The sequence below is a fragment of the Emticicia sp. genome (assembly GCF_049241225.1).
In the GTDB taxonomy this organism is placed as follows: Bacteria; Bacteroidota; Bacteroidia; order Cytophagales; family Spirosomataceae; genus Emticicia.
The window spans coordinates 1-3,897 of the sequence record NZ_JBMLRC010000339.1 but is presented as its reverse complement, the minus strand read 5'-3'; the positions used below and the strand labels follow the sequence as shown (position 1 = coordinate 3,897).

Here is a 3,897-nt window from a genome sequence, read left to right as displayed (position 1 = left end):
TCAACCAATGCTTCAAAAGATTATTCGGAAGTTCCCGCTGGAAAATATCATTTATTGATAGAAACCACAACACCCGCAACTAATGGCGGCACTTACGAAGTTAAACTTCAAACTGGCGGAATTTATTGGATAAACATTTTTATAATGATGTGTTTGATTGCTATTATACCACTGATAAAATATTTTCAAGAATATAATTTTGAAAAAGAACGTTGGGCAGATAGCGATTTTTCACCATACGCAACCGAAGAATAATATGAAATTAGATAACCGATATAAAATAATGTATGCAGCTTTTCTGATGGTAATCGTTGGCTATTTTGCGTATTCGCTGCAAGTTGGAAAGCTTTTTTATGAATTCAGCACCAAAAGCCAATGGGACGGCAGCAATAGCCGAACATCGGGCGTAAATCGTTTTTATCATAAATAGTAGAACAACTTTCCAAGTTGTTCGTATTTAACAAGAGCAATTTTGAAAATTGCTTTACAAAAAATAAAGCATTGATAATTAGATACTTACATTTTTCTAAAATCTTAAACTCTATAACATGACCGACATCCTTAGCCTCAAATACGTTTATGCCTCAGTGATTTATTCGTTGATTGGTATTTTTATTTTGGTAATTTCATTCGTGATTCTCGAAAAAATCACACCCGAAAACATCTATAAAGAAATCGTTCAGAAAGGAAATACTGCTTTGGCGATTATTGCAGGGGCATTTATTATCGCCGTAGCGATTATTATTAGTTCGGCCATTCATGGATAAAAATTCGGCAAAAATCCCAATTTTACTGCTTTTTTCGGTGTTTTTGGTGGCTACTTGTGGGCTTATCTATGAGCTAATTGCGGGTACGTTGGCCAGCTACCTCATGGGCGACTCGATTAGTCAATTTTCAATCATCATCGGATTATACCTTTTTTCGATGGGAATTGGCTCATTTTGCTCAAAATATTTCGACGAAAACTTACTTGATTGGTTCATTCAAATCGAGCTTTTGGTTGGACTCGTCGGCGGAATCACATCGAGCGTTTTGTTTGTAATTTTCAATAGTGTCGATTCTTTTCAATGGATTTTGTACGGACTTATCAGTCTGACGGGTATTTTCGTTGGCCTCGAAATTCCGTTGTTGATGCAAATCCTCAACAAAAGTAACTTTGGGTTTAAAGACATTATTTCCAAAGTTTTTACCTTCGACTACGTGGGAGCCTTGCTTGCTTCTATTCTTTTTCCGTTGGTTTTTGTGCCAAAAATGGGCCTGATTCGTACCTCTTTTTTCTTCGGAATTCTCAATACTTTAGTGGCTTTGTTGGTGTTGTATAATTATTCTGCACAACTCAAATACCGCCTAACACTTTGGTTTCAAGCCATTTTTGTTTTTATTTTACTCACATTGGGCTTTATTTTTTCGGATAATATTTTGTCGTGGGCTGAGGCTACGACTTATGACGAAAAAATCATATTTGCCAAATCTTCGCCTTATCAACGCATTGTGTTGACTCGGCAAGGCAGTAATATCAAACTTTTTTTGAATCGAAATCTACAATTTAGTTCGTTCGATGAATATCGTTATCACGAAGCATTGGTGCATCCGCTCATGACTTTTACAAAAAAGCCAGAAAAAGTTTTGATTTTGGGCGGTGGTGATGGTTTGGCGGTACGTGAATTACTGAAATACGAAAGTGTGAAAGCCATCACGCTCATTGATTTAGATGCCGATATGACGAACTTATTTCGAAGAAATGAAATGCTCACAAAATTGAATCAAAATGCTTTGAATAGCCCGAAAGTTAGGATTCTGAATCAAGATGCTTTTTTGTGGATAAAACAAAATAAAACACTTTTTGACGCCATCATCATTGATTTTCCTGACCCGAATAATTTTGCTTTGGGAAAACTCTACTCTAATACTTTTTATCGTGAACTTACTCACACGCTCGCACCCGAAGGCCAAATTGTAGTGCAGTCAACTTCGCCTTTTATGGCTCCAAAATCATACTGGTGTGTCAATAAAACTCTGCAATCTGTAGGTTTTAAAACGCTTCCCTATCATGTTTTTGTACCATCTTTTGGCGATTGGGGCTATGTTTTGGCTACAAAAAGCGAGTTTAATAAAACTCAGAATTTTCCAGAAAAGCTACGTTTCATGAATGATGCTGCTTTCGAGCAAAGCAAGGTTTTTCCGAAAGATATGGCACCACAAGAAACCGAAGTAAATAAACTCAACAACCAAATTTTGGTGCAGTATTTTGAAGAAGAATGGGCAAAAGTGATGTAAAAAAAGGAGATTTTACTCCCTTCCCCAAAGGGGAGGGGTCGGGGGTGGGGTTGTCTCGCAAAGAGTTTCTTGAGTTATCGGGAATCGCACTTTTGGGTAGCTCTTTGGGGCTACAAGCACTTACTTCTTGTGAGTCTGCTGCTGGCATTCAAGGGCAAATCGTTGGGGCAAATCACGCAATCGGGCATTTACTTCGTAAGGCTATTTCTTTACCAATTCATCAATCACACCAAACAAAAATTCTGATTATAGGTTCGGGAATATCTGGACTTACGGCTGGCTATATTCTACAAAAAGCGGGTATCAAAGATTATGAAATTTTAGAACTTGAAAGCCATATTGGAGGAAATTCTACCTTTGGCGAAGATGAAGCGGGGCAGTACCCGTGGGCTGCTCATTATTTGCCAATTCCGAGCCCAGAAAATACGGAATTGATTGAGTTTTTGTCAGAAAATAAGATTATTACTGGTTTTGATGAAAATCATTTGCCGATTTATGATGAATATGCTCTTTGCTTTCATCCCGACGAAAGGCTTTTTGTCAAAGGATTTTGGCAAGAAGGGCTGATTCCAAACATGGATATTTCGGAGGAAGAAAAGGACCAAATTGGGAAATTTTTGGCTAAAATGAATCTTTTCAAAATTGCTAAAGGCAATGATAAAAAATGGGCTTTTACGATTCCATTGGCTAATTCATCAAGCGATGCGAGTTTTACTGACTTAGATAAAATCAGTATGAAGACTTGGATGGAGCAAAATGATTTCACCGCCAAACCACTACACTGGTATGTAAACTATTGTTTATTAGATGATTACGGCACTTCCGTTGCCGAAACTTCAGCTTGGGCTGGCATTCATTATTTTGCTTCACGAAAAGGAAAAGCCGCCAATGCCAAAGACGATGACGTGCTTACTTGGAGCGAAGGAAATGGTTTTTTGATGAAACTTTTGGCCAAAAATCAATTAAATCATATCAAAACTCAGCGTTTGGCTTATCAAATTGAAGAGAAAAATGGGAAAGTTTCAGTTGATGTGTATGATTGGAAAACAGAAAAGCGAGAACATTATACAGCCGAACAGGTCATTTGGGCAGTTCCGCAGATGCTTCGCCCATACTTAATGCCGCAACTGAAAGCTGATTTTATCAAAGATTTTTCCTATTCGCCGTGGATGGTTGCCAATATTCAAACCAAACCTTTCGATACGGGCAGAGGACAAGCACTCTCGTGGGATAATGTGATTTATGAAGGCAACGGATTGGGCTATGTTTTATCAAATCATCAAGAATTAGCTCAAGATCAAAAAACGTGGCAACTGACTTATTATAAGCCACTTGTCGATGCCAATCCAGCTGATGAACGCAAAAAAGCAATTGTGAAAACCCACGAAGAATGGAAAACTGAAGTACTGACTGACCTAAAAAAAGCACACCCAAAAATTGAAGAATCAATTCTGAAAATCGATATAAAACTTTGGGGACACGCCATGATTCGTCCAACTATTGGTTTTATTCACGGTCAGGCACGAAATGAAGCACAACAATCGCTCAACAATAAAATTCATTTTGCACATTCAGACCTTTCGGGTGTATCTATTTTTGAAGAAGCTTTTTTTCATGGGG

Annotated in this window: 5 protein-coding genes; all 5 read left to right on the top strand. The window is 37.9% G+C overall.

The window, feature by feature from the left end; all coding sequences use genetic code 11:
* On the top strand, positions 1-255 hold a 255-nt coding region (locus tag ACOVO2_RS18005), incomplete at its 5' end, for a hypothetical protein (protein ID WP_421771312.1).
* A gap of 1 nt (position 256) precedes the next feature.
* Complete coding sequence (locus ACOVO2_RS18000; RefSeq protein WP_188768360.1) at positions 257-430, top strand: hypothetical protein; 174 nt, start codon at positions 257-259, stop codon at positions 428-430.
* A gap of 118 nt (positions 431-548) precedes the next feature.
* Positions 549-767, top strand: a complete 219-nt coding sequence (locus tag ACOVO2_RS17995) for a DUF350 domain-containing protein (RefSeq protein WP_188768362.1) — start codon at positions 549-551, stop codon at positions 765-767.
* Positions 760-2,277 (top strand): polyamine aminopropyltransferase, encoded by a 1,518-nt coding sequence (locus ACOVO2_RS17990; protein WP_421771311.1) that lies wholly within the window; start codon positions 760-762, stop codon positions 2,275-2,277. The genes ACOVO2_RS17995 and ACOVO2_RS17990 overlap by 8 nt, the downstream gene beginning before the upstream one ends.
* On the top strand, positions 2,259-3,897 hold a 1,639-nt coding region (locus ACOVO2_RS17985), incomplete at its 3' end, for an NAD(P)-binding protein (RefSeq protein WP_421771310.1). The genes ACOVO2_RS17990 and ACOVO2_RS17985, both read left to right, overlap by 19 nt.